Genomic DNA, 22,199 nt, shown 5'->3' with positions numbered 1-22,199 from the left:
GCCGTGTGACGTCGAGCGACCGCAGAATCGCTAGGACCCTGCGAGTGTCAGGCTGTATGCGAGCAGGCTCAACCAGAACACCGCGACGACGCCGAGGCCCGCCAGGAGCACGAGTGCGAGCTCCCCTGCCGACCGCCGTCTTCCGATGAGGTAGGCGAACACGAACACGATCGCCGGGAAGACGACGCCGAAGAGCAGGGTGGCCCAGCCGACGCCGCTCAGCCCGACCTGCGCCATGGTGATCAGGTGCGCCACGGCGTTCCAGATCGCGTAGGCGTAGAAGAGCCCCGCCAGCCCGAGGACGAGCCCGGTGAGCCATCGAGGCGATACCGCCGGGGTCGACTGTGACATCTGCATCTCGCTCATAGTCCGATCGCTCCCACCGTCACGAAGGGCCAGGGCACGAGGAGCACGACTCCGAGGAGGAGCGCGGACACTCGAATCCACCCGGCCCTGCCACGCGTGAGCACCCAACTTGCAAGGAACCACAGCAGAGGTGCCGCGACGGCGAGGACGAACCAGGGTAGGAACATCGCGTCCGCGACGAAGAAGTTCGCGAGCGGCTTGAGGCGCAGCCCGCCGACGACCCAACCGACACTGTAGAGGAGGTAGACACCCCCGACGATGCCCAGGATCAGCAGCATCGCGGTGCTCAACGGCTGGTGTTCCTCATCGTCGTCGTCGCCGGGGCGTACGACCGCAGCGCTCCCCTTGCCGACGGCATTCCAGCCCTCCGGCAACGCGGGGTCGTCAGCCGAGCGCTCGGCCTGACCGGCCGCCGCCGGCGCCGAGCGCGGCTGTGCGGGCTTCTTAGGAGCACGCCCCGTGGGAGCACCGCCCTCGTCGCCGTCCCAGCTCAGGGCGTCGTCGGAATCGGAAGTCATGTCCCCAGCGTAGGACACGGCGTCCACTATGCTCGGGGGCATCTGGGCCAGAAGCGGCCCCGGCCTGGAGGGACCACCGTGGCAGAGCAGAACGAGAACGTCGCCAAGAGCACACCGAGCGGCTCTGTCGACGAGCCCGCCGCAGGGTGGAAGCCGACCGCCGCCGCAAAGTCGAAGGCGGCCACCTTCCGCTGGATCGCCGTCGCGCTGTGGGTCATCGCGATCGCCGCCGAGGCCGTCGGCATCTTCTGGCTGCTCCGCCAGCGCGAGTACGTGGGCGAGGACGGCACCCTCGTGCGCGACCCCGACACCGGACTCCTCGAGGAGCAGGGTGTCACTGCCCAGTTCCCGCAGTGGGCGTTCATCACGCTTCTCGTGCTGCTCGTCGTCATCGCCGCGCTCGCCATCACGGGCTCGATCCTCTGGAAGAAGGCCAACCGCCTGGATCCGGCCCGGAAGTCCGAGACTCTCCGGTTCTTCGTGCAGAACCAGTTGGGCGCGATCATCGCGATCATCGCCTTCCTCCCGCTGATCATCCTGATCTTCCTCAACAAGGACATGGACAAGGGGCAGAAGGCGACCGCCGGCATCGTCGGCATCGCCCTCGCCGTCCTCGCCACGGTCATCGGCGTGGACTTCACCCCGCCGTCCGTCGAGCAGTACACCGCCGACCAGTCCGCGGTGATTCAACTACTCGGCAAGGACGAGGTGGTGTGGGTCGACGGCGGTGCGGTCTACCACGTGTGCGACGAGGTCTCCGATATCCAGACCGGCAGCGAGAAGCGCACCGGCACCACAGCCGAGGCCGTGGAGGCCGGAAAGAGCCGCCTGACCCTCAAGTTCGCGTCGGAGCTCAGGGCCTGCGGTCTGGCAGTGCCCGAGAATGCCGACGAGATCGAGGACGCACTGCGTGAGATCCAGGGCGGTGCCGTAGACACGCTGCTTCCCGCTCCCGTGTGGGCAGACCCCACCGACGCGCCGATCGAGGTCGAGGACGCCGCTCCGTCGGAGTGATTCCTCGCGGATGTCGAAGGGGGCCCGGTGCGATTCGCACCGGGCCCCTTCGTGCGATGCGACGGGTTCAGATGCCGGATGCCGTGAGCACGGCGACCGAATCGGAGCGCAGTCCTGCAGGCACGATGGCCACTCCTTCGGCGCCGGGAACCACGACCGTCTCCGCCACGCTGCCGTCGGACCAGCGCAGATCCGCTCCGGCGAACTCTGCGGGCAGCTCGACCTCGCCGACCGCCGGGTCGAGCAGGTGAAGGTGCACAGCGTCGGCAGACCGGGTGTAGCGGCGAGGCGCCCCGCCCTGCTCCCCCATTCGGATCCACGGACGGGTTCCGTAGATCGCGTCTCCGTTCGCGCGCAGCCATGCTCCGAGCTCGCGCATCGCGGTGCGCTGAAGTTCGGGGATGGTTCCGTCGGATGCAGGACCGACGTTGATGAGGAGGTTGCCGTTCTTCGCCACGACGTCGACCAGGAGCCGGATGAGCGACGCCCCTGACAGAGAGTGCCGGGAGTCCTCATCCTGATTGAACCCGAACGAGTATCCGAGCCCGCGCGTGGACTCCCACGGCTCCGCGATGATCTCGGGGATGTCGGTGTACTCGCGCGTCAGGAAGCCGTGATACGGCACTCCCCATCGATCGTTCACCACGCCGTCGGGCACCGCGTCGAAATACCGATGCAACAGCGCGGCGACCGCGAAGTCGTCACCGGCCTTGCCGCCGTCCGGCCACTCGATGTCGTTCCAGAGCAGGTCGGGCGAGAAGCGCTGCACGAGTTCGTCGAGCTGAGCGGCGGAGTATCGCGCGAAGTGCTCGTCGTTGCGCCGGTACCGGAAGAGGTCGGTGTCGGACTCGATGGGTGGGAAGTCGCTGACGTGCCAGTCGAGGGCTCCGGAGTAGTACACGCCGAACTTGGCGCCCGCCCTGCGCGTCGCGTCATGGAACTCGGAGATGAGGTCGCGCCGAGGACCACGGGCGACCGCATTGAATCCGGTGGTCTCGGTGCCCCACAGGCAGAACCCCTCATGGTGCTTGGTCGTCGGCACGATGTACCGAGCGCCCGCGTCGACCAGCTCGCCGACGAAGGCATCCGCGTCGAACGCCGACGCGTCCCATCGGTCGGCGAGGTCCTCATACGACGTTCCCGGACCGTACAGACGCTGATGCCGCTCCCACGTCGGGCTGCCGGTGATGCGCACGGTGTTTCCGTACCACTCCGCATACTGGTGCCACGCGTAGGCGTTCTCGGTGGGGATGTTCACACCCTCGCCGTGCTGCACGGCCCAGGCCGGTACCGAGTAGAGGCCCCAGTGCACGAAGAAGCCGAGCTTCGCGTCGCGGTACCACTCGGGCACGCCGTGGGTCGGATAGGAAGGAGCCGCGGTGCCGAGGTCCGGCCCGGTCCGCTTCTCGAAGTTCATCATGCGCTTATCTCCTCGGTGTCGCCGCGTCGTCCCACCACGGCGGTGAGATCCGGCGAGCCGGATCGATCGAACGGGTACACACCGGCGCGCAGCCGGTGGTGCCCGAGACGGAGCAGGTCCTGGTCGACGCCTCCGGGCGTGAGCGCCAGGGTCCACCCTTCGGCGAGATCGTAGAGCTCAGGCTCGAGATACCCGATCTTGACGACCACGACGTCCGCGGTCGTGGGCTCCAGTCCCAGCATGCGGAAATCCTCGAGGCGGTGGAAGGGCTTGCGACGCTCGGTGATGATGGCGTGCAGCCCGCCCACCGCGATCACGACCTGCGTACCGGCATCAGGGTCCCCGCCGGTGAGGGAGAAGACCGTCCCGGTGATATCGACAGGCGGATGCGGACCGTCGTCCACGCGCGCCCCCACCGACAGCGACACCGTGGCACCCACTCCCGCAGTGACCGCCTGCGAGACCGCATCGGGGTCGAACACCGAAGCCACCAGCGTCGTGATCGTGCCGTCGGTGATGTCCGGCCGCTCGAGCAGCTGTGCGAGCGTCCAGGTGACGTCTCCCGCGCCGCCGGCCGTCGGGTTGTCGCCCGAGTCGGAAATCAGGTACGGTCGCGCGGCTCCCGGCGTCAGGGCCTTCGCGAGGGCCTCATCGAGCGAACCGGTCTCGGCGACGAACACGAAGTCCTCTCGAGCGTCCCAGAACATCCGCGCGACACGCTCGGCCTCGCGGGTGATGACCGCACGATCGTCCCCCGTGACCACGACGTACGCCTGGCAGCGCGGCTCGTCTGCCCAGGCGTATCCGATCCACACCGAGGCGTCGACGACACCGGGCAGCGCTTCGATCCCCGGAAGCTCGGCGTAGATCCCCCGAGCTGGCTCGAGGCGGGTGCTCGTCTTCTCACCCGGGAGCAGGACGGGCACTGGCACCCACGCGACGAGGGGTCGCCGACCGAGCGGATCGCCGCCATGAGGCCCCCGCAGTCGGGCCAGCAGGTTCCAGACCGCACGCTCCTTGGTGTTGAGCCAGTCCTCGTGCGGTGCCATGCGGTAGCAGGTGAGGAGATCGACGGCATCGCGAAGCACCTCCGACACGTTGCCGTGCAGATCCATCGAGGTGGACACCAGCGCGTCGGGGCCGAGCGCCTCGCGCACCGCAGTGGCGAGATCGCCCTCGGCGTCATCGAGGCCCACGACGCTCATCGCGCCATGGATGTCGAAGAAGAAGCCGTCGAACGGGCCGTGAGCGCGGATGCCGTCGACGATCGCGGTCTTCATCCGCCGATAGGTATCCGGATCCACCGCACCGCCGGGCAGCGATCGGCCATGGGTGAGCGGCACCCACTCCGCCGCCTCTGCGAGTTCACGCCCCTCCGTGAGGAACGGATAGTAGGCGCGCAGTTCCGATCCCGTCCGCACCGTGAATGCCTCGTCTCCCGAGACGTGCGGGGAGAACGTGCTCGACTCGATCGAGATGCCGGCGATCCCGATCCTCGGTCGGGCGAGACCGCCGGTCTGCAGGCCCGGAAGGGCGCCCATCCAGATCTCACTCGCCTCTGGTCGTTCTGTCACTGCCCGTTCCTCCTCGTGGGTCATCATCGCGCCGCCTTCGGCGCCAGGGTGCGGCGTGCCGCTTCGATCGCTCCGAGGGCCACGGCATCCGAGCCGAGCCTCGCCGGGGTGATGACGATCGGCAGACCGGACACGGGCGCATCCGTGAGCAGGGTCGCCTGTATCGCCGGTTCGAGCAGATCCCAGGCTGCCGCCACTCCCCCGCCCACGATCGCTCGAGGCAGGTCCAGGAGCGTCGCGGCGCTCGCACACGCCAGCGCCACCGCGCGGCCGGCGGCCGCGAAGACGGCCACGGCGTCAGGGTCTCCGGCGCGCGCGCGATCGGCGACCACGCGGGCATCCGATTCAGGATCACCCGAGCGCTCCGCGTATCGTCGCCCGATCGATGTCCCTGACGCGAGGGTCTCGAGGTGGCCGACCTGCCCGCAGGTGCAGACGAGGTCGCTGTAACCGGGCGTGTGGCCGATCTCCCCGGCCGCGCCGTTCGGGCCATGTCTCAGGTCGCCATCGATGATGACCGCGCCTCCGACCCCCGTTCCCAGCATCACGCCGAGCACGTCGTCGTCGGCGCGTCGATCGGCGGCCACTTCACCGAGGAGGAAGGCGTTCACATCGTTCTCGACGCTCACCGGAACCGAGAGCCTCGACACGAGCGCGTCAGCCAGCGGGAAGCCGGCCCAGCCCACGAACGTCGCCGAGGCCGCCCGGATCGTCCCGGTGGCGTGGTCGACGACTCCTGCCGCGCCCACGCCGACCGCGACGATCTGAGCGGAAGCCTCGGATGCGAGATCGAGCGCGAGCCGAGCCGCGGCGTCCGCCATCGCGTCGCCGCCCAGGTCGGCCGGGGCACGGACACTCCCTCTGGCAAGCACCGTGCCTGTTCCGTCGACGAGGAGCCCGGCGATCTTCGTGCCGCCGATGTCGATGCCGACGATGCCCTCCGACGATCCGGGCGGATCCGCATCCGGCGTGTTCGTCCTCTGTTCCTGACCGATCATCGTCATCGTCCGCCGAGCCCCGCCATCGCGATCCCCTTGACGAGGTGCTTCTGCAGAATGATCACGAGCAGCGTCGTCGGGATCATCGAGATGATCGCTGCAGCCATCTGCAGGTCCCAGCGGGTGCCCGTGAGGCCGGCGAAGCTCGCGAGACCGACCGGCAGCGTTCCGTGCGCGTTGTAGTCGACGGTCACGATGAGCGGCCACAGGTAGCTGTTCCAGAAGGTGAGGAAGGTGAACACCGCGAGCACGGCGACCGCCGACTTCGACAGCGGGAGGATGATCTGCAGGAACGAGCGGATGGGGCCTGCACCGTCGACCCTGGCTGCCTCCTCGAGCTCGTAGGGGATGCCCCGGAAGAACTGCCTCATGAGGAAGGTGCCGAACGCGCCGAACGCGAACGGCAGCACGAGCGCCTGGTACGTGTCCACCCAGTCGAACCACTGCATGACCTGGAACATCGGGATGACGAGCACTTCGGCGGGCACCATCAGTGTCGCGAGGAAGAGGATGAAGACCGCGTCCCGCCCCTTCCAGCGCAGGCGACCGAACGCGTACCCCGCCGTCGTCGAGACGACGAGCACGACGAGGGTGCCGAGGATCGCGACGATGAACGAGTTCGCGATGTAGGTGACGAAGGGGCCGTATGCGAAGACGTCGACGAAGTTGCTCCACCGAAGCTCCGACCCGATGAGCGTGGGCGGCATCGAGAACATCTCGGTGTTCGGCTTCAGCGCCGAGAAGAACGCATAGATGATCGGCGAGACGAACACGAGCGCGGCGATGTAGATGCACACGTGCGCGATCACGAGGCGGACACGTGCTGCCGGAGTGGTCGCGGCGCCGCGCGCGCGGCGCAGTTCTCGCGGCGTCCGCATAGCGGATGTGGGCGTGGTGAGGGTCTCAGTGCTCATAGTGCACCCACTTCTTCTGTGCGGCGAACTGCAGGCCGGTGATCGCGATGATGATCGCGAACAGGATCCAGGCGGCCGCGGCGGCGAGGCCGAGGTCGCCGAAGGTGAAGCCCTGCTCCCAGATGAACATCACGAGGGGCTTGGTGGCGTTGCCCGGGCCTCCGCCGGTCAGCAGCTGCGGTTGGACGAACACCTGCAGCGAGGTGATCATGGTCATGATCGTCGCGAAGAAGATCGACGGAGAGATCATCGGGATGACGATGCTCCACACCCGACGGAACCCTTGGGCTCCGTCGATGCTCGCGGCCTCCAGCACACTCTCCGGGAGCTGTTCGAGGGCGGCGGAGAAGATCAGCATGTTGTAGCCGAGTCCCTGCCAGACGCTCATCGCGACGACCATGATCATCGCCCACGAGGGGTCGGCGAGGAAGTTGGGGAGTTGGATGCCGAACCAGGTCTCGGACAGACCGTTGAACAGCCCCTGAGGCTGGAGCATCATCTTCCAGACCAGCACGTTCGCGACCATCGGAGTCACGACAGGGATGAAGAACAGCACGCGCAGGGCGCCCCGGCCGCGGATCCGCGGCCCGAGCCCGAGAGCGAGCACGAGCGAGAGGGCGACGCTGAGCGGTACATAGAGCAGGGTGTACACCGCGGAGTTGCGCAGGGCCGGCCAGAAGTCGGGACTGCTGGTGAACAGTTTGATGTAGTTGTCCACACCGTTGAAGCTTCGCTCGCCGAAGGTCGGCCAGTCGAAGACGCTCATCACGATCGAGAGCCCCACGGGCACGATCGTGAACAGGGCGAGCCCCACCAGGGCTGGGCTGGCAAATCCCAGCGCCTGGCGGGCCTCGACCTTGGCGAGCGATCCTCGACGTCTCGTCGTGATCGTCATCTCAGTTTCTTTCGTCGATTACTGCTGCAGTGACCCGAACCGGGTCACTCGCCGAACTGCGCCTGCGCGTTCGAGAGCAGCTCCTCCATAGACATCTGGCCGTTGTAGACGCTCACCAGGTTGGGCTGGATGTAGCTGTCGAGCTTCTGCCAGTTCTGTGTCATGTACAGCGGCACAGTGTCGCCGAAGGCGGCCTCGAACACCGACTTCACCTGGTCGCGGTACTGCTCGTCGATCGACTCGAAGTAGAGCGGCTGCGACGAGATGCGGGCCGGGTAGGAGCGACCGGACGACGCGATGTAGTCCTGGGCGTCCTCACCGAGAAGCGAGCCAAGGACCTTGAGCGCGGCCTCGGGGTTCTCGCAGTTGGCCGAGATGCCGTAGCCGGAGCCGAGGATCGGACCGGGGTTGCCGTCGACACCTGCCGGAAGCGGCGCCATTCCGGCCGCGAAGCCCGACTCGTTGTTCAGGTAGGTGACGGCGTTCCAGGTGCCGTCGACCGCCATCGCGGCGTTGCCGCCCGAGTACTGGTTCTCGCCCCACCCGGTGTCGGATGCGGATGCCACGGGTGCAGCGACCTTCTTGTCGTCCACGAGTCCCGCGTACCAGGAGGCCGCGTCGACGAAGGCCTTCTCGTCGATGTGAAGGGTGCCGTCCTCGGATGCCGGCTGCGTCGCCGAGTACGCGATCGGCATCGACATCCACTGATAGCCGCCCATACCCATGGCGAAGCCGTACTTTCCGTCCTTCGTCGCATCGGCCGCGATCGTGTCGAAGTCGTCGAAGGTCCAGCCGACCTCCGGAGTGGCCGCACCGGAGGCGGTGAGCATGTCCTGGTTGTAGTACACGAGCATCGTGGCGACGTCGAACGGAACCCCGTAGACCTTGCCCTCGAAGCTCAGGATGCCGTCGGCGCTCGGGTTGAACTCGGACCAGTCGATCCCCGCGGTCTCGAGGTCGTCCGCACTCAGCTCGCGGAACCCCTGCGTGTATCCACCGAGCTGAGCACCGCTCATCCCGGTGATGCAGGCCATGTTGCCGCTGGCCATGTTGGTCGTGAGCTTCGTGAAGAAGTCGCTCCACGGCGACGTCTGCAGCTTGATCTCGATGTCCGGGTTCTGTTCCTGAGCGAAGGCGATCTGCGCCTCCAGCGCGTCGACGTCGGACTCGCTGCCCGCCCACATGTCGACGACGATCGCGTCTCCGTCGGCCGATCCACCGGCGTCACCGCTTGCACAACCGGTCATCGCCACCGCGACGCCGGCGACAGCGATGGCTGCCCCCACACGCAACTTCTTCATTGAATGACTCCTCGGGAAGGATGCGGTTATTTCGAGTATCGAAACAACCTAGTAGGATTTCGTATGAAGTGAGGCTGTCACACTTCGCAATGCCCCGCAAGCCGAACATCCGATGTTTATCGGAGCTTGATATTTCGTAATGAGCCGGAAACGCACGGTCGCACCGATACGCTGACCTTGCTTCGACCACGAAGGAGCTTCATGCCCGACACCTCGCCCCACCTCGCCGAGGACACCCACGCACGACGCATCCTCGATCTCGTCGCCCGTGGCGAGGCGAGGTCACGGAGCGAGCTGGCCGCAGCGCTCGGTGTCGCGGCGTCGACCGTGGGGATCAAGGTGCAGTCACTCCTCGACGCGGGTGTACTTCAGGAGGCAGGCGACGGAACGTCGCGCGGAGGGCGGCGACCACGGGTGCTGCAGATCGCCGGCGACGGAGTGGTGCTCTCCGCCGATATCGGCGGCCGGCACGCCCGCATCGGGCGCCACACTCTCAGCGGCTCCCTGCTCGGCACCGAGTCACTCGCCATCGACCTCACCGACGGGCCCGAGGCCACGCTCGAGCGAATCTCCGCCGCGTTCGTCCGCCTCGCTGCAGACGCCAGGATCCAGGCGATCGGGGTGAGCCTCCCCGGGCCCGTGGACACCGTCACCGGCTCGGTGGATCAGCCTTCCCGCATGCCGGGGTGGCCCGGCTTCCGAGTCGGCGAGCATCTGGCAGCGCGCTTCGACACCCATGTCTCGGTCGACAACGATGCGAACCTCGCAGCCCTCGGCGAGCATCGCGAGCAGTTCGGACACACGCATCACAGCATCACCGTGAAAGCCGGCACCGCGATCGGCAGCGGAGTGATCGTCGACGGACGCATCCACCGGGGCGCGACGAGCGCCGCCGGCGACATCACGCACACCCGGATCGACGGAAGCGGCGACATCCCGTGCTCGTGCGGGAACACCGGATGCCTCGAGACGGTCGCCAGTGGCGCGAGCCTCGTCCGCCAGATGCGGGAGCGCGGTGGAGATTCCGTGCGCACGACCTCTGACGTGCTGATGCTCGCGAGGGACGCGGATCCGCTCGCCACGACACTCGTGCGCACCGCCGGCACTCATCTCGGACAGGCGCTGTCCGGCGTGGTGAACTTCTTCAACCCGCACGCGGTCTTCCTGACCGGGAGCATGAGCGCCTCCGAACCTTTCATCGCCGCGGTGCGCAGCCGGGTCTACGAGGCGTGCCATCCGCTCGCCACCCAGCACCTCCGCATCGAATCCGCGTCCACGGGCGCCGACGCCATCCTCCGCGGAGCGGCACGGCTCGCCCTCGAGGGCATGGATGTGGCAGCGGCCTGAACCGCCGCCACATCCGCTACTCCCCCGCGAGCGTCAGCTCGATCACCGGGATCAGCACGTCCGGGCGCCGCACCGGCAGGTGCACGGTGAGCGTCCCCTCGGCTTCGCCCGCCGGGGTCATCAGGTCTGCCTGCTGCTGCGGATCCGACCTGCTCGTCTTGAGCCAGGAGCCGTCGTTCAGCAGGCGCGCATAGGTGACCCTCCCTGCGAGATCAGGAAGATGCACGAAGCCCATCGGCCACGAGAACAGACTCAGATAGAGGCGGTCGCCCCGTCGTGTATAGACGCCCTCCCGGGGAGGCGTGAGGTCGGCATGTCCTGCCCCGATCACCGCATCGCGGTGCAGCCGCATCCATTCGCCGATCTCGCCGAGCGTCACCGCATCTCGCGGCGCGATCGCTCCCCGCCCGTCGGGGCCGATGTTGAGGAGCATGTTGCCGCCCATCGACACGGAGTCCACGAGCATCTGCGTCAGGAGCGTCGCCGACTTCTGGTCCGTGTTGTCGCGGTCGTAGCCCCACGACCCGTTGAGCGTCTGACACGCCTCCCATGTCAGGGCGACACCATCCCGGACGATGGGCGCCGTGGGCTGATACTGCTCCGGCGTGACGAAGTCCGCGGGGATGCCCAGCCGATCGTTCACCAGCATGTTCGGCTGCAGCTCGCGGCACAGCGCGAGAAGACCGGTCGCGTCCCAATCATCGGGTCCCTTCCCCGCCCAGCCGTCCTTCTCCTCGGGATACGTGAAGTCGAAGAACAGGTAGTCGATGTCGCCGTACCCCGTCAGCAGCTCGCGCACTTGCGCGTGCAGATACTCGCGGTACACGCCCATATCCCTGCCCACGTTGAGCTCGTGCGCATCGGCGTCGTCCCGTCGCGGATGATTCCAATCGACGGTGAAGTGCGGGTGATGCCAGTCGATGACCGAGTGGTAGAAGCCCACCTTGATCCCCTCCGCGCGCAGCGCGTCGACATACTCGCGCACGAGGTCGCGCCCCGTCGCGGCGACCGACGTGAAGTCCGTGCGCTGAGAGTCCCAGAGACAGAACCCCTCGTGGTGCTTCGTCGTGAGCACGACGTAGCCCATGCCGGTCTCCTTCGCGGTGCGCGCGAGGGCTGCGGCGTCGAAGAGATCCGGGTCGAAATGCTCGAAGTACTGGCGGTAGTCGTCGTCGGTCAGTCGCTCGTAGTTCTGCACCCATTCATGTCTGGCGGCCCCGCTGAACAGACCGAAGTGCACGAACATGCCGAACCGGGCGTCGTCAAACCATTCCTGTCGCATGCCTCCATCCTGGCACAGACATCGGATGTCTAGCGCGAGCGAAGCAAGGATATACAGCAGAACGGGCACCCCCGGAGGGATGCCCGTTCTTTCGAGTATCGAATCAGCGTCAGCGCAGCGCACTGACGTCGGATCGAGTCAGCGTCAGCGCGCAGCGCTGCCGTCGACGTAGTCCTCGTCCTGCTGCTTCCATGCGAAGAGCGAACGCAGCTCCTTGCCGGTGGCCTCGATGGGGTGCGTCTCCTCCTTGGCACGCAGCGCGAGGAACTCCTCGGCGCCGTTGTCCTGGTCGTCGATGAAGCGCTTCGCGAAGGCGCCGTTCTGGATGTCGGCGAGGATCGCCTTCATCGACTCCTTGACCTCGGGGGTGACGACGCGGGGGCCCGAGACGTAGTCGCCGTACTCGGCGGTGTCGGAGACCGACCAACGCTGCTTGGCGATGCCACCCTCCCACATGAGGTCGACGATGAGCTTGAGCTCGTGCAGAACCTCGAAGTAGGCGATCTGCGGCTGGTAGCCCGCCTCGGTCAGGGTCTCGAAGCCGGCCTGCACGAGGTGGCTGACGCCACCGCAGAGCACTGCCTGCTCGCCGAACAGGTCGGTCTCGGTCTCTTCGGTGAACGTGGTCTTGATGACGCCGGCGCGCGTGCCACCGATGGCCTTCGCGTACGAGAGCGCGGTCGCCCAGGCGTTGCCGGATGCATCGCGCTCGACGGCGATGATGTCCGGGATGCCGCGACCGGCGACGAACTCACGACGCACGGTGTGACCGGGGGCCTTCGGAGCGACGAGGATGACGTCGACGCCCTCGGGTGCGTCGATGTAGCCGAAGCGGATGTTGAAGCCGTGCGCGAAGGCGAGCGTCTTGCCCTCGGTGAGGTTCGGCGCGATCGACTCGCTGTAGATGGTGCGCTGGTGCTGGTCCGGCGCCAGGATCATGATGAGGTCAGCCCACTGCGTGGCCTCGGCGACGGTCTTGACCGCGAATCCGGCTTCCTCCGCCTTGGGCGCCGACTTCGACCCCTCCTTGAGGGCGATCGCGACCTCGACACCCGAGTCGCGAAGGTTCTGCGCGTGCGCGTGACCCTGCGAGCCGTAGCCGACGATGGCGACCTTCTTGCCCTGGATGATCGACAGATCGGCGTCTGCGTCGTAGAAGATCTCGGTGCTCACTGGTTTTCTCCTTGATTGATGTTCGTGTACGTCTGTGATGTCTGGGTTCAGCCGCGCAGTACGCGCTCGGTAATGCTCTTGCCGCCGCGACCGATGGCGAGGAGGCCCGACTGCGCGATCTCCTTGATGCCGAACGGCTCGAGGGCGCGCAGCATGGCGTCCACCTTGCCCCGGTCCCCCGTGACCTCGATCACCAGCGCGTCGGACGCGTAGTCGACAACCGATGCGCGGAACAGGTTCGCCACCTCGATGACGTTCGAGCGGGTCGCGTTGTCGGTGCGCACCTTGACGAGCATGTGCTCGCGCTGCACCGACGTCGGGAAATCGAGCTCGACGATCTTGATGACGTTGATCAGCTTGTTGAGCTGCTTGGTCACCTGCTCGAGAGGGAGGTCCTCGAGGTCGACGACCACCGTGATGCGCGAGATTCCCGGCACCTCGGTCACGCCCACCGCGAGCGAGTCGATGTTGAAGCCGCGGCGGGCGAAGAGCCCTGCGACTCGGGTCAGCAGACCCGGGGTGTTCTCCACGAGGAGGCTCAGCACGTGAGTCGACATGGTCAGTCCTCCTCGTCGAATGCGGGCGCGTGCTCGCGGGCGTACTGGACGTAGCTGTTGCTCACGCCCTGGGGAACCATCGGCCAGACCATGGAGTCCGCGCTGACGACGAAGTCGATGACCACGGGGCGGTCGTTCGTCTCGAGGGCGAGCTTGATCGCGGCATCAACCTCCTCTTCCTTCTCCACGCGGATGGCGAGGCAGCCGTAGGCCTCCGCCAGCTTCACGAAGTCGGGGATGCGCACGGTTCCGTGCCCCGTGTTGAGGTCAGTGTTCGAGTGACGTCCGTCGTAGAACAGCGTCTGCCACTGGCGCACCATGCCGAGCGACGAGTTGTTGATGATCGCGACCTTGATCGGGATGTTGTTGATCGTGCAGGTGGCGAGCTCCTGATTCGTCATCTGGAAGCATCCGTCACCGTCGATCGCCCACACGACGCGGTCGGGCTCCGCCACCTTCGCGCCCATGGCGGCCGGGACGGAGTAGCCCATCGTTCCCGCTCCCCCGGAGTTCAGCCAGGCGTTGGGACGTTCGTACTTGATGAACTGCGCGGCCCACATCTGGTGCTGTCCGACGCCTGCGGCGTAGATGCCCTCGGGGCCCGTCAGCTCGCCGATCCGCTGGATCACGTACTGCGGCGCGAGCAGACCGTCGGTCGTCGGCGCGAAACCCAGCGGGAACTCGTTGCGGAGTCCGTCGAGGTACGACCACCATTCCTCGGTGTCGGGCGTGGTCGTGGTCGTCGCCGTGCGGAAGGCGGACTCCAGGTCGACGAGCACATCGCGGACGTCTCCCACGATCGGCACGTCGGCCGTGCGGATCTTCGAGATCTCTGCGGGGTCGATGTCGACGTGCACGACCTTGGCGTTCGGGGCGAACAGAGCGGCCTTGCCGGTCACACGGTCGTCGAAGCGAGCGCCGAGCGACACGATGAGGTCGGCCTCCTGCAGCGCGAGCACTGCGGGGACGGTGCCGTGCATACCCGGCATGCCGAGGTGCTGCTGGTGCGAGTCCGGGAACGCGCCGCGCGCCATGAGAGTCGTCACGACGGGCGCGTTGGTCGTCTCGGCGAGGGTGAGCAGCTCCGCCGATGCGCGACCGCGGATCACTCCGCCGCCGACGTACAGCACCGGCTTCTTGGCTTCGGCGAGCAGCGCGGCGGCGGCCTGGATCTGCTTGCCGTGCGCCTTGGTCACCGGGCGGTAGCCCGGGAGGTCGAACTTCGCCGGCCAGATGAACGGTGCCATGGCCTGCTGAGCATCCTTGGTGATGTCCACGAGCACGGGGCCGGGGCGACCGGTCGAGGCGATCTCGTAGGCGGCAGCCAGGGCGCCGGGGATCTCAGAAGCATCCTTCACGAGGAACGAGTGCTTCGTCACCGGCATCGTGATGCCGACGATGTCGGCCTCCTGGAACGCGTCGGTGCCCATCAGCGTCGAGAACACCTGGCCGGTGATCGCGAGCAGCGGCACCGAGTCCATGTAGGCATCCGCGATGGCCGTCACGAGGTTGGTCGCACCAGGACCCGAGGTCGCGATGCACACGCCGACCTTGCCGGACGAGGAGGCGTACCCCTCGGCCGCGTGGCCGGCGCCCTGCTCGTGACGCACCAGGATGTGCCGGAGCTCGGAGGCGTCCATGAGCGGGTCGTAGACGGGCAGGATCGCGCCGCCGGGGAGGCCGAAGACGTCCTTGACGCCGAGGAGCTCGAGCGTGCGGACCACGGCCTCGGCTCCGGAGATCTCCGGTGCGGCGGACTTGGGTGCGGGCGGCCTCGGCACAGCCGAGACGGTGTCAGCAGTCATGACACTCCTTCTGATGGTCTGTAGGCGACGTCGGAGGCGGATGCCGGAGCCGACGCGGATCAGCCGGTCGTCGCGCCCTCGGCGGCGGACCGCACGAGACGCGAGTACTTGGCAAGAACGCCACGGGTATAGCGCGGGGGTAGCGGCTCCCAGCCAGAGCGGCGGGAGGCGAGCTCCGCCTCGTCGACGAGTAGGTCGAGAGAGCGAGCTGCGATATCGACCCGTATCAGATCACCATCGCGCACGAAGGCGATAGGACCTGCGTCCACCGCTTCGGGTGCTATGTGGCCGATGCACAGGCCGGTTGTGCCGCCTGAGAATCGTCCGTCAGTCAAGAGTAGTACATCTTTTCCGAGCCCAGCGCCCTTGATGGCCGCGGTGATCGCGAGCATCTCGCGCATACCCGGTCCGCCCTTGGGGCCCTCGTAGCGGATCACGATGACCGTGCCGGCCTCGATCTCGCCGTTGGCGACGGCATCCATGGCCGCGCGCTCGCGCTCGAAGACGCGGGCCGAGCCCTCGAAGACCGCAGCGTCGAAGCCCGCGGTCTTGACGACGGCGCCCTCGGGAGCCAGCGACCCGTGCAGGATCGTCAGGCCGCCGGTCGCGTGGATCGGGTTGTCGAACGTGTGGATGACCTCGCCGTCGATCGGCTGAGGATCGAGGTCTGCGAGGTTCTCGGCGAGCGTCTTGCCTGTGACGGTGAGAGCGTCGCCGTGCAGGAGACCCTCGTCGAGCATCGCCTTCATGATGACCGGGATGCCACCGTGTCGGTCGACGTCGTTCATGACGTACTTCCCGAACGGCTTCATGTCCGCGACGTGCGGAACCTTGTCGCCGATGCGGTTGAAGTCGTGCAGGCTCAGCTCGACCTCGGCCTCGCGAGCGATGGCGAGGAGGTGCAGCACGACGTTCGTCGAGCCACCGAGGGCCATCGCGAGCGCGATCGCGTTCTCGAACGCCTCCTTGGTGAGGATGTCGCGGGTCGTGATGCCCTGACGGAGCAGGTTGACCACGGCCTCACCCGAGCGGTGGGCGAAGTAGTCACGACGACGGTCAGCCGCGGGCGGCGCAGCCGAGCCCGGAAGGCTCAGGCCCAGGGCCTCGGCGACAGATGCCATCGTGTTGGCGGTGTACATGCCACCGCAGGCGCCCTCGCCCGGGGCGATCGCGCACTCGATGCGCTTGAGGTCCTCCTCGCTCATGAGGCCGGCACGGCACGCGCCCACGGCCTCGAACGAGTCGATGATCGTGACGTCCTTCTCGGTGCCGTCCGAGAGCTTGACCCATCCGGGTGCGATGGAGCCGGCGTAGAGGAACACGCTCGACAGGTCGAGGCGGGCGCTGGCCATCAGCATCCCCGGGATCGACTTGTCGCATCCGGCGAGCAGCACCGAACCGTCGAGGCGCTCGGCCATCATCACGGTCTCGACCGAGTCGGCGATGACCTCGCGCGACACGAGCGAGAAGTGCATGCCCTCGTGGCCCATCGAGATGCCGTCGGAGACGGAGATGGTGCCGAACTGCAGCGGGTACCCGCCGCCGGAGTGCACTCCCTCTTTGGCGCCCTGGGCGAGTCGGTCGAGGCTCAGGTTGCAGGGGGTGATCTCGTTCCAGCTGGAGGCGATGCCGATCTGCGGCTTGTCCCAGTCGGCGTCGCCCATACCGACGGCACGGAGCATGCCTCGGGAGGTCGTCGCCTCGATACCGTCGGTGACGACGCGGCTGCGGGGCTTGATGTCGATGGGCGCGCTGGTGGAGGGATCATGCGAGGACATGACGGAAGTCTATTCCCGCTGAGAGGTGCGCTCGTCCGCGAGGGCCTCCAGAAGCTGAGCCATCTCTTGTGGATTCTCCACACGGAGCACGGCGGCGCTCTCCCCCGGGCCGACACGCACGCCGAGATCGCCGTCTGTGAGCACCCGCATCGCGTCCTCATCCGTGACGTCATCGCCCGCGAACAGGATGCCGGTGGCGTCGAAATGCTCACGGAGCGCCGCCATCGCGGCATCCTTGCCCTCGTTCCTCGACGAGAACTCGAGCACGCGGTGGCCCGCACGTCGGCGCCAGTGCGGGAAGCGTTCGGCGACGAGAGCGTCGATCTCGGCGAAGACCTCCTTCTCGACCTCGCGCGTGGCCGTGCGGGTGTGCACGCCCATCCCGAACGTCTTGGGCTCGAACTCCGCACCCTCGTGTCGGTCGATGATCGGCCGCGCCGCCGCCCACAGCTCCTCTCGGTCACCCTCTGCCGTGTCGGGTCCGGTGGCGTCCGAGTCGCCGATTCCGGGGTACCAGTACTGGGCGCCGTGCGAACCGGCCAGAGCGATCGGCGAATCGTCCGTGTGCTCGGTGATCACGCGGAGGTCGTGCATGCTGCGTCCGGAGACGTACGCGACGACCGTGTCGGGAAGAGCTGCGAGCCGTGCGACCTGAACCGCAACCTCGGGCAGAGCCCGTGCGGCCATGGGATCCGGAACGAGCGGGGATGCCGTGCCGTCGAAATCGAGGGCGACGACCAGTCTCGGGGTCGCAGCGATGGCGCTCAGCGCCGCGTCAGCGGATCCGGGGGTCCAGGTGCGGGTCACAGGGGTCTCCAATCGAGGCGGGTTCCCTCCCAGTATGACCGCCCCGATCAGCGCTTGCGGACCTCGTCGAGGGCGCGCAGGAACGACGACGACCACGCGTCGACGTCGTTCTCGAGCACTCGACGCCGCAGCGACCGCATGCGCTTGCCCTGCTCCGCGGGCGGCATCGCGACCGCCGTCATGATCGCGTCCTTGAGTCCCGCGATGTCGTGCGGATTCACCCGCACCGCCTGGCGCAGCTCGTCCGCGGCACCTGTGAACTCACTCAGCACGAGCACTCCGCGGTTGTCGGCGCGGGTGGCGACGTACTCCTTCGCGACGAGGTTCATGCCGTCTCGGAGCGCCGTGACGAGCATGACGTCCGCGGCGAGGTACAACGCGACCATCTCTTCACGCGGGTAGCCCTGGTGCAGGTACCGGATCGCCGTGTGCCCCATGGTGTCGTGGTCGCCGTTGATGCGCCCGACCGCGAGCTCGATCTCGTCCCGGAGGTGCACATAGGCGTCCACGCGCTCGCGGCTCGGACTCGCGACCTGCACGAACGTGACGTCCTCGACGCTCAGCTGGCCGTCTTCGAGAAGCTCACCGTAGGCCTTGATGCGATGACGGATGCCTTTGGTGTAATCGAGCCGGTCGACGCCCAGGAGGATCTTCTTCGGGTTGCCCAGGCTCGCCCTGATCTCGGCGGCCCGGGCGCGCACGTCCGGCCGAGCTGCGAGCTCGAGGTACGGGGCCGTGTCGATCGAGATCGGGAACGCTCGGGCTACGGCGGTGCGTGTGCCGCCGTCGTCGGTCGGGATCGTGACGGCGGAGCCCTTGACGTCATGACGCAGACGACGGCGCACGGCAGTCAGGAAGTACGTGGCGTCCTGTGCACGCTGGAATCCGATGACGTCGGCGCCGAGGAGTCCTCGGAGCACCTGATCGCGCCAGGGCAGCTGCGCATACAGTCCGTGGGCGGGGAAAGGGATGTGGTGGAAATAGCCGATCGTCACGTCGGAACGCAGCTCACGGATCATCTGCGGGACCAGCTGCAGCTGGTAATCGTGCACCCAGACCGTGCCGTTCGGAGCCGCGACCGCCGCGGCGGCCTCGGCGAAGCGCCGGTTCACCTTGACGTACGCCTCCCACCACTCGCGGTGGTACTGCGGGGGTGCGATCACATCGTGGTAGAGCGGCCAGATCGTGTCGTTGGCGAAGCCCTCGTAGTAGTCCTCAACCTCGTCGGCGCTCAGTGACACCGGCACCAGATCGATGCCGTTGATCTCGAACGGCTCGAGCTCGACGTCCGGCTGACCGGGCCACCCCACCCAGGCACCGCGCGCGCTGCGCATCATGGGCTCGAGAGCCGCGACCAGTCCGCCGGGAGAGGTCCGCCACTCCTCTTCCCCGTCAGGCCCCACGACGCGGTCGACGGGGAGTCGATTGGCGACGACGACGAAATCTGCGTCTGACATGGGTGGGTGCTCCTGACGCTGCAGTGGTGGTGCTCCTCAGACTGCTGAGGCTCAATCCGAGGCTACGCGACGTCCGGGCATGCTCAGTCGCCAGTTGACAAGCCCGGCGGCGAACGCTATCGCCGCGGCGATGATCGGGAGGATCAGCGCACTTCCGGTGCCGACGTTCTCGGCGAGTTCTCCCGCCACCGCCGCTCCGAGCGACTGGCCGACGACGATGCCGGAACCGAGCATCGTCATGACGGTGGCGGAGCGCCCCAGCGGGCTCCGAGCCGCGCCGAAGCTGTACTGGGTGACCAGCGTCGGTCCTATGCCGATGCCCATGATTGCCAGCGCCACCATCATCATCGCCGGAGAATCGACGAACAGGAGCAGCACGCTTCCCGATAGCAGGATGCCGGAGAACACCAGCCACCTCGCACGCAGCGAGAAGCGCACGGGGAGCCACGCGACACCGAGCGCGAGGATCGCCGATCCCACGCCCATGACCCCATACAGCAGGCCCGCCTGCTCCGGTGCGCCACGGTCGGCCATGAAGGACGTCAGCGAGGTGAGCATCGTGCCGAAGAACATCCCCACACCGAGGATGCCGATGACGACGATGACGACCTTCGGAGTGAAGAGCTCGGAGACGGATGACGGCGCGCGGCCGTCGCTGCCTCGGTGCACGGACACGGCCCGCGCGCTCGGGTGCAGGGCGAACGCGCCGACGAACACCACGGTGAGAACAGCAGCGCCCACGAGCGGGGCCCAGGGCGAGAGCGCCGATGCCAGGATGCCGACGATGAAGGGGCCAAAGACGAACACGGTCTCGTCCGCCGCCGACTCGTAGGCCATCGTGCCTGAGAGTGTGCGGCTGCGCACGGCTTCGGGCATCCGGTCGGTGATCATCGTCACGAGCCGGGATCGCGACATCGGAGCGACCTGCGGCGCCGTGGCCCCGATGCCGAAGGCGGCGACGAGCACGAGCGCGTCCGCAGCACCCGCGTAGACCACGACGGTGAACAGCACGAGCATCGCACCGTTGGCGATCGCGAGGATCAGCAGAACCATGCGCTGTCCGAAGCGGTCGGCCGCTGCACCCAGCAGCGGCCCGAAGCACGCCGTCCCGAGGCCGACGGCGGCGGACGTGAGTCCGCCGAGCGAGAGTGAGCCTCGCGCCGAGACGACGACCGTGAGGACGCCGACGACCATCATCGCGAACGGCAGCCGCGCGATGAAGGCGATGAGGAAATACGGAAGCCCCGCGATACGGAGGAGACCAGGCCCCCCCGGCGTAGGAGTCGAGGAGTGATGCTCTGGTGTGGGAGTCGTTGCGTGCGTCATGGCTCTCGCGCGCCCGGGGGACGCGGGGTCGGGTGCCGCCGCTGTCCGCCGGAATGCCGGCGGCCGGTAGATACACGGATTGCGGCCGCGGACCAGCCGCGACGTCTCCATGGTACCGCGCCGTCGTGAACGGCGCCTGGACGTCGGCAGTACTGTGGTGGCACCCTGACCTACGAGGAGGATCCCATGCCTGCCCCCGAGACCCTCACCGCTCTTCCCGAGCGTTCGCAGCGCGCCGGATCAGCCAAGACCTCTCCGGTGCGAGACCTGCTCGCGCTCACCCGGCGACCCGAGGTGATCTCGTTCGCCGGCGGACTGCCCGCGCCGGAGCTGTTCGATCTCGATGGGATCCGCGAGGCCTACGACCAGGTGCTCCGCTCCCCCGCCGTACTCCAGTACTCGACCTCCGAGGGCGATCCCGGTCTGCGCGAGGAGGTCGCCCGGCAGTACTCCGTCGACGGTCTCCCCACCGATGCCTCGGACCTCATCGTCACCACCGGCTCGCAGCAGGGCCTCGGCCTGCTCTCCACCGCGCTGCTCGACCCTGGCGACGTGATCCTCGTCGAAGAGCCCTGCTATCTCGCGGCGCTGCAGACGTTCGCGCTGATGGGAGCCCGTGTCATCGGCGTCCCCTACGTCGGTGACGACCTCGACATCGAGGAGCTCGAGCGGCTCGCCGCCGAGCACCGCCCCAAGTTCTTCTACACGGTCCCGACGTTCCAGAACCCCACCGGCCGCACTCATGGTGTCGTGGAGCGCCAGCGGATCGCGACCGCCGCCCAGCGGCACGGATTCAGGATCATCGAGGACGAGCCCTATCGTCAGCTCCGCTACGACGGAGAAGCGCTGCCCTCTCTCGCGACGTTCGCACCCGAGCATGTGCTGAGCCTCGGGAGCTTCTCCAAGGTGATCGCACCCGGGCTCCGGATCGGATGGGTGCGCACGACTCCCGACATCCGGCCGACCGTGACCATCGCCAAGCAGGCCGCCGATCTGCACACCTCCACCGTGGACCAGGCGGCCGCGGCCCACTACCTCATGTCCGGACGGGCGATGGGCGCACTCGACCGCATCCGCTCCGCCTACTCCGAAAGGCGAGATGCGATGCTCGCGGCGCTTCCCGAGGCCTTGCCGGGCGGCAGCACCTGGAACAGCCCGGACGGCGGGATGTTCGTCTGGGCGCGCCTTCCCGAGGGGATGGACGCCACGGCGGCCCTCCCCCGAGTTCTGCAGCACGATGTCGCGTACGTGCCGGGGGCACCGTTCTTCGCCGGGCGACCCGACGAGCGTGCGCTGCGGCTGTCGTTCACCACGTATGCGCCTGACAGAATCCGCACCGGGTTGTCAAGGCTGGGCGCGGCATGGCCGACGCCGGGTAGCGTGAAGGCATGAACTACCTCTCGGGTACCGGACTCCTCGGCGCGATCATGACCGGCGTCACCCTGCTCCGCGGCTCTCGCGAGACGAAGATCACGTGGCGATCCGCCCTCGCCTGGGTGAGCTGGGGCATCAGCCTCGCGCTCGCCATCGGCGCCGTCATCGATACACGACGCGCCAGGCAGGGACGCCCCGTATCGCCCGACTCCCCCGTCTACGCGAAGCAGCAGAGGGCCTACGAGAAGGAAGCGAAGAAGAATCCCCGGGACTTCACGCCCTCGAAGCGCTGA

The 22,199-nt window shown here is 67.5% G+C and carries 20 protein-coding genes; 4 read left to right on the top strand and 16 right to left on the bottom strand.

Going from position 1 to position 22,199, the window contains the following annotated elements:
- Positions 1-30 precede the first annotated feature (30 nt).
- Together RQG77_RS03275 and RQG77_RS03270 are read right to left on the bottom strand one after the other, a co-directional pair.
- Positions 31-366 (bottom strand): hypothetical protein, encoded by a 336-nt coding sequence (locus RQG77_RS03275; RefSeq protein ID WP_311243405.1) that lies wholly within the window; start codon positions 364-366, stop codon positions 31-33.
- Positions 363-884 carry a hypothetical protein gene (locus RQG77_RS03270; protein WP_311243404.1) on the bottom strand — a complete coding sequence of 174 codons (522 nt, stop codon included), beginning with the start codon at positions 882-884 and terminating at the stop codon, positions 363-365. Before RQG77_RS03270 ends, RQG77_RS03275 begins: the two co-directional genes overlap by 4 nt.
- Before the next feature lie 78 nt (positions 885-962).
- On the opposite strand from RQG77_RS03270, the gene RQG77_RS03265 reads away from it, so the two are divergent.
- The gene (locus RQG77_RS03265; RefSeq protein WP_311243403.1) at positions 963-1,898 is read left to right on the top strand and encodes a hypothetical protein; all 936 of its coding nucleotides are present in this window, start codon (positions 963-965) and stop codon (positions 1,896-1,898) included.
- A 67-nt stretch (positions 1,899-1,965) separates the two neighbouring features.
- On the opposite strand, the gene RQG77_RS03260 is transcribed toward RQG77_RS03265, so the two are convergent.
- From RQG77_RS03260 to RQG77_RS03235, 6 genes are read right to left on the bottom strand one after another with little or no spacing between them, the layout of a single operon-like run.
- Positions 1,966-3,318, bottom strand: a complete 1,353-nt coding sequence (locus tag RQG77_RS03260) for an alpha-L-fucosidase (protein ID WP_311243402.1) — start codon at positions 3,316-3,318, stop codon at positions 1,966-1,968.
- Positions 3,315-4,859, bottom strand: coding sequence for a M81 family metallopeptidase (locus tag RQG77_RS03255; protein ID WP_311243471.1), 1,545 nt, complete (start codon positions 4,857-4,859; stop codon positions 3,315-3,317). Before RQG77_RS03255 ends, RQG77_RS03260 begins: the two co-directional genes overlap by 4 nt.
- Positions 4,860-4,915: 56 nt before the next feature.
- Positions 4,916-5,890 carry an ROK family protein gene (locus RQG77_RS03250; protein ID WP_311243401.1) on the bottom strand — a complete coding sequence of 325 codons (975 nt, stop codon included), beginning with the start codon at positions 5,888-5,890 and terminating at the stop codon, positions 4,916-4,918.
- A gap of 2 nt (positions 5,891-5,892) precedes the next feature.
- On the bottom strand, positions 5,893-6,804 hold the full coding sequence (locus RQG77_RS03245) for a carbohydrate ABC transporter permease (protein ID WP_311243400.1): 912 nt from the start codon (positions 6,802-6,804) through the stop codon (positions 5,893-5,895).
- The gene (locus RQG77_RS03240; protein WP_311243399.1) at positions 6,794-7,699 is read right to left on the bottom strand and encodes a sugar ABC transporter permease; all 906 of its coding nucleotides are present in this window, start codon (positions 7,697-7,699) and stop codon (positions 6,794-6,796) included. The genes RQG77_RS03245 and RQG77_RS03240 overlap by 11 nt, the downstream gene beginning before the upstream one ends.
- A 44-nt stretch (positions 7,700-7,743) precedes the next feature.
- A complete protein-coding gene (locus RQG77_RS03235; RefSeq protein ID WP_311243398.1) occupies positions 7,744-9,000 on the bottom strand; it encodes a sugar ABC transporter substrate-binding protein in 1,257 nt (418 codons plus the stop codon).
- Between the two features lie 201 nt (positions 9,001-9,201).
- On the opposite strand from RQG77_RS03235, the gene RQG77_RS03230 reads away from it, so the two are divergent.
- Complete coding sequence (locus RQG77_RS03230; protein ID WP_311243397.1) at positions 9,202-10,347, top strand: ROK family transcriptional regulator; 1,146 nt, start codon at positions 9,202-9,204, stop codon at positions 10,345-10,347.
- Positions 10,348-10,363: 16 nt separating this feature from the next.
- Here RQG77_RS03230 and RQG77_RS03225 read toward each other — a convergent pair whose 3' ends face one another.
- The 8 genes from RQG77_RS03225 to RQG77_RS03190 form a co-directional block, all read right to left on the bottom strand.
- A complete protein-coding gene (locus RQG77_RS03225; RefSeq protein ID WP_311243396.1) occupies positions 10,364-11,629 on the bottom strand; it encodes an alpha-L-fucosidase in 1,266 nt (421 codons plus the stop codon).
- Positions 11,630-11,773: 144 nt separating this feature from the next.
- Entirely contained in the window at positions 11,774-12,802 is a 1,029-nt protein-coding gene (gene ilvC, locus RQG77_RS03220) for a ketol-acid reductoisomerase (RefSeq protein ID WP_056509566.1), read from the bottom strand.
- A 47-nt stretch (positions 12,803-12,849) separates the two neighbouring features.
- Positions 12,850-13,359, bottom strand: a complete 510-nt coding sequence (gene ilvN / locus RQG77_RS03215; RefSeq protein ID WP_056278631.1) for an acetolactate synthase small subunit — start codon at positions 13,357-13,359, stop codon at positions 12,850-12,852.
- A 2-nt stretch (positions 13,360-13,361) separates the two neighbouring features.
- Positions 13,362-15,164: an acetolactate synthase large subunit gene (locus tag RQG77_RS03210; protein ID WP_056308051.1), complete on the bottom strand. Its 1,803-nt coding sequence runs from the start codon at positions 15,162-15,164 to the stop codon at positions 13,362-13,364.
- 59 nt (positions 15,165-15,223) lie between these two features.
- Positions 15,224-16,942, bottom strand: coding sequence for a dihydroxy-acid dehydratase (gene ilvD, locus RQG77_RS03205; protein ID WP_053095858.1), 1,719 nt, complete (start codon positions 16,940-16,942; stop codon positions 15,224-15,226).
- 9 nt (positions 16,943-16,951) lie between these two features.
- Positions 16,952-17,749 (bottom strand): trehalose-phosphatase, encoded by a 798-nt coding sequence (otsB, locus tag RQG77_RS03200; RefSeq protein ID WP_311243395.1) that lies wholly within the window; start codon positions 17,747-17,749, stop codon positions 16,952-16,954.
- Between the two features lie 47 nt (positions 17,750-17,796).
- Positions 17,797-19,206 carry a trehalose-6-phosphate synthase gene (locus tag RQG77_RS03195; RefSeq protein WP_311243394.1) on the bottom strand — a complete coding sequence of 470 codons (1,410 nt, stop codon included), beginning with the start codon at positions 19,204-19,206 and terminating at the stop codon, positions 17,797-17,799.
- A 51-nt stretch (positions 19,207-19,257) separates the two neighbouring features.
- Positions 19,258-20,532, bottom strand: a complete 1,275-nt coding sequence (locus RQG77_RS03190; protein ID WP_311243393.1) for an MFS transporter — start codon at positions 20,530-20,532, stop codon at positions 19,258-19,260.
- A 186-nt stretch (positions 20,533-20,718) separates the two neighbouring features.
- Between RQG77_RS03190 and RQG77_RS03185 the strand changes: the two genes are divergently transcribed.
- The gene (locus RQG77_RS03185; RefSeq protein ID WP_311243392.1) at positions 20,719-21,924 is read left to right on the top strand and encodes a PLP-dependent aminotransferase family protein; all 1,206 of its coding nucleotides are present in this window, start codon (positions 20,719-20,721) and stop codon (positions 21,922-21,924) included.
- Positions 21,921-22,199 (top strand): hypothetical protein, encoded by a 279-nt coding sequence (locus RQG77_RS03180; RefSeq protein ID WP_311243391.1) that lies wholly within the window; start codon positions 21,921-21,923, stop codon positions 22,197-22,199. The genes RQG77_RS03185 and RQG77_RS03180 overlap by 4 nt, the downstream gene beginning before the upstream one ends.

It is taken from the genome of Microbacterium sp. WCS2018Hpa-23, assembly GCF_031843845.1.
Taxonomy (GTDB): domain Bacteria; phylum Actinomycetota; class Actinomycetes; order Actinomycetales; family Microbacteriaceae; genus Microbacterium.
This window is presented reverse-complemented; position numbering and strand designations above follow the sequence as displayed.

Bases quoted from the DNA above. Each gene is read 5' to 3' on its own strand.
- RQG77_RS03275 (WP_311243405.1), bottom strand. From the start codon at position 366: ATGAGCGAGATGCAGATGTCACAGTCGACCCCGGCGGTATCGCCTCGA.
- RQG77_RS03270 (WP_311243404.1), bottom strand. From the start codon at position 884: ATGACTTCCGATTCCGACGACGCCCTGAGCTGGGACGGCGACGAGGGC.
- RQG77_RS03260 (WP_311243402.1), bottom strand. From the start codon at position 3,318: ATGATGAACTTCGAGAAGCGGACCGGGCCGGACCTCGGCACCGCGGCT.
- RQG77_RS03255 (WP_311243471.1), bottom strand. From the start codon at position 4,859: ATGGGCGCCCTTCCGGGCCTGCAGACCGGCGGTCTCGCCCGACCGAGG.
- RQG77_RS03250 (WP_311243401.1), bottom strand. From the start codon at position 5,890: ATGATCGGTCAGGAACAGAGGACGAACACGCCGGATGCGGATCCGCCC.
- RQG77_RS03245 (WP_311243400.1), bottom strand. From the start codon at position 6,804: ATGAGCACTGAGACCCTCACCACGCCCACATCCGCTATGCGGACGCCG.
- RQG77_RS03240 (WP_311243399.1), bottom strand. From the start codon at position 7,699: ATGACGATCACGACGAGACGTCGAGGATCGCTCGCCAAGGTCGAGGCC.
- RQG77_RS03235 (WP_311243398.1), bottom strand. From the start codon at position 9,000: ATGAAGAAGTTGCGTGTGGGGGCAGCCATCGCTGTCGCCGGCGTCGCG.
- RQG77_RS03230 (WP_311243397.1), top strand. From the start codon at position 9,202: ATGCCCGACACCTCGCCCCACCTCGCCGAGGACACCCACGCACGACGC.
- RQG77_RS03225 (WP_311243396.1), bottom strand. From the start codon at position 11,629: ATGCGACAGGAATGGTTTGACGACGCCCGGTTCGGCATGTTCGTGCAC.
- ilvN (WP_056278631.1), bottom strand. From the start codon at position 13,359: ATGTCGACTCACGTGCTGAGCCTCCTCGTGGAGAACACCCCGGGTCTG.
- RQG77_RS03210 (WP_056308051.1), bottom strand. From the start codon at position 15,164: ATGACTGCTGACACCGTCTCGGCTGTGCCGAGGCCGCCCGCACCCAAG.
- ilvD (WP_053095858.1), bottom strand. From the start codon at position 16,942: ATGTCCTCGCATGATCCCTCCACCAGCGCGCCCATCGACATCAAGCCC.
- RQG77_RS03195 (WP_311243394.1), bottom strand. From the start codon at position 19,206: ATGTCAGACGCAGATTTCGTCGTCGTCGCCAATCGACTCCCCGTCGAC.
- RQG77_RS03190 (WP_311243393.1), bottom strand. From the start codon at position 20,532: ATGACGCACGCAACGACTCCCACACCAGAGCATCACTCCTCGACTCCT.
- RQG77_RS03185 (WP_311243392.1), top strand. From the start codon at position 20,719: ATGCCTGCCCCCGAGACCCTCACCGCTCTTCCCGAGCGTTCGCAGCGC.
- RQG77_RS03180 (WP_311243391.1), top strand. From the start codon at position 21,921: ATGAACTACCTCTCGGGTACCGGACTCCTCGGCGCGATCATGACCGGC.